The 5,600-nt window shown below is 42.0% G+C and carries 3 protein-coding genes; all 3 read left to right on the top strand.

Going from position 1 to position 5,600, the window contains the following annotated elements; all coding sequences use genetic code 11:
- Window positions 1–774: 774 nt before the first annotated feature.
- The gene (locus HMJ38_RS24870) at window positions 775–1,731 is read left to right on the top strand and encodes a polysaccharide deacetylase family protein (protein ID WP_194977161.1); all 957 of its coding nucleotides are present in this window, start codon (window positions 775–777) and stop codon (window positions 1,729–1,731) included.
- Between the two features lie 517 nt (window positions 1,732–2,248).
- A complete protein-coding gene (locus HMJ38_RS24865; protein ID WP_194977160.1) occupies window positions 2,249–3,058 on the top strand; it encodes a polysaccharide biosynthesis/export family protein in 810 nt (269 codons plus the stop codon).
- The gene (locus HMJ38_RS24860; RefSeq protein WP_194977159.1) at window positions 3,055–5,508 is read left to right on the top strand and encodes a GumC family protein; all 2,454 of its coding nucleotides are present in this window, start codon (window positions 3,055–3,057) and stop codon (window positions 5,506–5,508) included. The genes HMJ38_RS24865 and HMJ38_RS24860 overlap by 4 nt, the downstream gene beginning before the upstream one ends.
- Window positions 5,509–5,600 lie beyond the last annotated feature (92 nt).

The raw sequence follows: 5,600 nt of genomic DNA, 5'->3' as shown, positions 1-5,600 counted from the left end.
GAAACACTGACTATATTTGAAAAACAAAAGTGTCAACCATTTTCAGGACGAGACAAAGATAAAAAAAATCAAGTGTACGTCACTCACTGAAAAAAATGTCAATTAAATTCTTCTTAAAAAGATCCCCTCTCCATTTCGGTAAAAAACCTCCCGTTCCAATAAAGACGGCTCCGTCCCGAAATTGATCCGTCGACGCCTTCAGACCCCGGGTTGCGGTGCAGGGAGGTTGGTAGAAACCGAAAGGAATTTCGAAGCACCTTACCCGGGGCTAATCAAAGTTCAGCCCACTTCAGGGCTGCTAGTAAAAACCCTTATTTATACTTCCTTCTCTATTTCGGTAGGGAAGTGGGGAGGAAGACAATAGCCTGTCCCGCAGAATTGCGGGAAGCCGGGCCTGCCTGTTCGGCAGACAGGCCGGCACTGGCCTTGCGCGCGGATAGGATCTCATTGTCTTGACTTTTTTGTTACTTTTTTGGTCAAAGCCTGTCCCGATTTTCTCGGGGCAAAAAAGTAAGAGAGGAAATGAAAGAAAAATGGGGTAGACGTTACTCACTAAAAAAAGCATCAATAAAATTCTCCTTAAATAGAACCCCTTTCCATTTCGGGAAGAAACCTCTCGTTCCAAGATAAACTTCGCCTTCCATTTCGCTAAAGGCAATAAGGATCCCTTCGACAAGGTTGAAACAAAACAATAATTTTAAACCACTACAACATTTATAAATTTAACTTAACTTAGGGACTGATTTTATATATTGGTTTTTTAGATATCAAAATTTGAAAAAGGCAATTTTTACCATATCGCTGGATTTTGAGCTGCATTGGGGCAGATTTGATAAATATGCCTTAAAAGACAATTTATCCTACTACGCTGAGACGAAAAAGGTCGTCCCTTACATCTTGGAGCTTTTTGAAAAATACGGCATCGAGGCTACTTGGGCAACCGTGGGGTCATTGATGGCGGAGAACCTGGAAGAATGGGAACAATACAGCCCTGCCCTTAAGCCAGGATACCATGAAAAAAAATATTCTGCCTATACCTGGATGGAAAAAGAGCGGACCCCTCATGTTGAGGCCTTGTTTGCGCCGGAATTGGTCAGGCAGGTGATGCATTGCCCGGGGCAGGAAATAGGAAGTCATACTTTTGCCCATTACTATACCTGCGAAAAGGGACAAGTGGCTGAGGAGTTTCGTTCAGACCTGCGTGCCTGCCAACAATTGGCCAAGGATAAATTCCAATTGGACCTGCAATCCCTGGTGTTTCCAAGAAATCAATACCATGATGAGGTGATACGTGTGGCATACGAAGAAGGCTTTGACTTTATCCGTTCCAATCCTAGGGACTGGTTTTGGGAGCGGACAGAGAACAATGGGCTCTTGAAAAGATTTTTCAGGACCGGAGATACATTTATTCATATTGGACAGCCAAGTCATTATCCTTTACCAGTCTTGGAGGAGGGGAATCCTATTTTGTTGCCTGCTTCCAGGTTGCTGCGGCCTTATAGAAAAGATGGAATATTGCATAAGCAGCGTTTGAAAAGGATCAAAGATGAACTGTTGGTCACAGCGAAATCCGGTGAGGTGTACCACCTTTGGTGGCATCCCCATAATTTTGGTTTATATCCTTTTGAAAACCTACATTATCTCGAAGAGTTGTTCCGGTATTTTGATTCCCTTCGTAAGGAATATGACATAGTCAGTATGAATATGCAGAACAGTGCAAAAAACAGGTGATGAAATAAATATTTCTGATCAAAAGAAAATTTGGTCTCCACTAAAACCTCTGGGAATAGTGATGTTTTAACATTGATAATACAAAAATAGTCCTGAAATAAGTTTTATTAGATTAAAAAATACCCTGTTTAGGGTATTTTTTTTTGTAAAAGCTTTTGGTACTTTTGAATCGGGTGATTAAGCGACTTTTCGTCTAAACTTTTTATGAAGATGTCAACGATATAGGTAGGGACTGTAAAATTTAAATTTTTTAACCCTACTTTTTTCTTCTTTCTTTTGCTATTTATTGGAATCAATTCCCATATTTACCCATGTATTCAGTAAACTGTACTGCATAGGATTAAATTCAGTCGCATAGCTTCGGTATCAGGTATTTTCTGTGAATAATTGGATTTGGAGAAGCTGAAATTAAATTCTTTGATATGGGAGACTTATTCGTCAGACCACCTGTCGGTAATACTGAAACTCTATAAAAAATATTTATATTTGGAGGCAAGTTATCGCCCACTTTACGCTTATGAAGCATACCTTAATCTGGATTACCTTTATACTTTTTGCAGGATCCTGTATCAGCAACAAAAGGATTACCTATTTGCAGAATTTACCTGGAAATGAAGCCATAGAGCTCAATGAGTTTATCCCATTTGCAAAAGTGGATTACCGGTATGTGCTGCAGCCTTTTGATATTGTGGATATTGATTTTGCTTCATCGAATGAGGAATTGACCAAGGCCTTTGAATTTCAGGGTTCGAGGGCGATGCGCGGTGGTGGAGGCGGTGGAGGCGCTGGTGATATTTTCTATTTTACAGGATATTCTATTGATCAGGACGGAGATATACTATTGCCTAAGTTGGGCAAGGTGAAAATTGCAAGTCTGACCGAGGAGGAGGCAAGGTTAAAAGTGCAGGAGGCCATCAGTGAATATTTTAAGGAGGAGGTTTTTGTCAAATTGAGGATCGGAGGAATCAGGTTTACAGCTTTGGGGGAATTTTCCAGATCGGGAACGCTTTTGATCATGAAAAACAGGGCAACCATTTTTGATGCCTTGGCACTTGCAGGGGAGTCGAGTATACTGGCGAAAAAAGACAAACTCTTTATTGTCAGGCAATATGACGGGGGGGCCAAAATCCATCAGATTAACTTAAATGACCGGGCCTTATTGGCTTCGGAATTCTATTTTATCCAACCCAATGATATTTTATATTTGGAACCGATGAAAATCAGGCAATTTGGAAATGCAGATAATTTTTCTGCTTCTTTGGGTCTGATCGTTTCGGTCACGACTTCTTTATTGCTCATGTTTGCTTTGATTTCAGGAAATTTATGATTGATGGAAAAATAGACATATCGAAATTTGAACAGGATGTCAAACCCATTGATATCAAGTATTACCTGATCAAGTATTCCAGGTATTGGCCATTGTATGCTACTTGTATATTTATAGCTGTTGTGGTGGTTTTTCTTTTTCACAGGTATACGGTAGAGGAATATGAGGTCCGCGGGTCGGTTTTGATCCGTCAAAAGAACTCCCCTGAGGTCAGGATTCTTGATAGGTCCAATATCTTCAGCGGTACCAATAATTTGGAGAATGACATCCTTTTGTTCACTTCAAAAAATCTGGCGGAAGAAGCGCTGAAGAAACTACATTTTGATGTCAGTTATTATGCTTCTACCAACATCAAAGAGATAGAGTTGTATGACAAATCACCGATCAAGGTGGAGGTGGATCGGGATTTTCCGCAGTCGGAATCGGGGACGATTCATTTTACCATGCTGTCAGACGATGAATTTACCCTGACCCATGAGGAAAAGGGCTTTTTTGATTTTCTCAGTGCCAATGCGAGTGGACCCTCTGATGAGGAGATTTTAAACAAGACCTACAAATTTGGTGATGAAATCGCCTCTGCCAGATCCAAGTTCACCATTCAAAAGATTAAAAATGTCAGGGAGGGGGATAAACTGTATTTTGTTATCCATAATCCTGTGGATGTCTTGGAGCGCTATTCCAGGGCGATCGCAGTCCGTCCCATTAACAGTTATGGTACGGTATTGCAGGTATCGATGGTATCGCAGGTCGTGGAGAAAGGCAGGGATTATGTCAACTCCCTGATGGATTCCTACATTGAATTTGACCTGAAGGAGAAGAACCGGATATCAGAAAATACGCTCAGGTTTATAGATGAACAGATGCATATCCTGGAGGATTCCCTGCGGGTGGTGGAAAGGGCCATGTTGAATTTCAAAGTGGACAACAAGCTATTGAGTGTGGACTCGGAGTTTGGCGGCGTATTGGGAAATATTCAAAGTTTGGAGGACTTGGTCCAGAACATAGATTTTGAACTCAGTTACTACAAATCTCTTCAGACTTATCTGATGGCCAAGAACAGTGATTATGGGGACATTATCGCCCCATCCATTGTGGGTCTGAATGATGGTTTTTTGAACGGTCTGATCAGGAGTTTGATGGAGGTATCCTTGGAGCGGAGAAAGCTGCTTTCGGTGGTGAATGAAAACCATCCCAATGTGGCTGCGATTGATGAACAGATCGCCAAACTCAGGGAGAATATTTTTGAAAACATCAACAATTTGGTGGAGAATACCGAGCGGAGAAAAGCGGAGGCAGGAAAGAAATTAGAACAATTGGATCAGGAGTTCTCCAAATTGCCACAGACAGAATCGAGTTATACCAATATTTTCAGGCAGTATAAGTTGCGGGAAAACCTGTATAATTACCTCTTGGAAAAAAGGGCGGAAGCAGGCATTGCAAAAGCTTCCAATGTACCGGACAATGCGGTGGTGGATTACGCACGTAGGGGCAGTTTGATTTTCCCCAAAAAAGCGCAGAATTATGGTATGGCTTTGGGTTTGGGATTTTTTATTCCTTTGATGTTTTTGTTGGGGTATCATTACCTGAACAACAGGATCATGGATCAGATACAGTTGAAGAACGCCATCCGGATACCGATGTTGGGAACCATTGGGCTGAGCAATAAGGAGACCAATATGCTGGTTTCAGAGCATCCCAAAACGATGGTGGCAGAATCCTTTCGGTCGCTACGATCGGCATTGTTTTACATATCCAGTGACAAAAAATGCAAAAAAATATTGGTCACTTCCTCAGTCTCAGGGGAGGGAAAGACCTTTGTAAGTCTCAACCTGGCCTCTGCCATGGCATTGAGTGGGAAAAAGACGTGCTTGGTAGGTCTCGATCTGCGCAAGCCTAAGATGTCGGAGTACGTGGGCGTCGACCACAAGGAGGGGCTCTCCACCTATTTGGTAGACCGTGCGGAGAAAGAAGACATCGTCATGCCCACCAAATACGAGAATCTTTTCCTCGTCCCCTCAGGCCCGGTACCGCCAAATCCTGCGGAGTTGTTGTTGAAGGACAAAATGAAGGAATTTTTGGAATACCTGGAGCAGGATTTTGACATTGTGGTGATGGATACACCGCCAATAGGTCTTGTATCTGAAACAATGGATTTGTTACGTTTTTCTGATGTAAACCTGTACATCGTCCGTCAGGATTATACCCACAAAAAGTACCTTCTGATGATCAATGACCTTTATGCCAATGATCAGATCAATAATTTTTATGCTGTTTTCAATGGCATCAGGGCCGGTGGGGATGTTTATGACTTTGGGGGCTACAATTACGGCTATGGCTATAATTACTCCTATATGCGCAGGAATAAGTACACGGGAAATTATTATGAGGCCGATGAAAAGAAGAAGCCTTCGCAGTGGTTTGACAAGTTATTGGGGAGGTTTAGGGTGTGAGGAAAGGATGAAGGATGAGGGAGAAGGGATGAAGGTTTGTATGTCCCTGATATAGGTTGACCGTTTTTACTCAACTCTATATCATGAAAGCA

The organism is Aquiflexum lacus, from assembly GCF_015476655.1.
GTDB lineage: Bacteria > Bacteroidota > Bacteroidia > Cytophagales > Cyclobacteriaceae > Aquiflexum > Aquiflexum lacus.
This window is presented reverse-complemented; position numbering and strand designations above follow the sequence as displayed.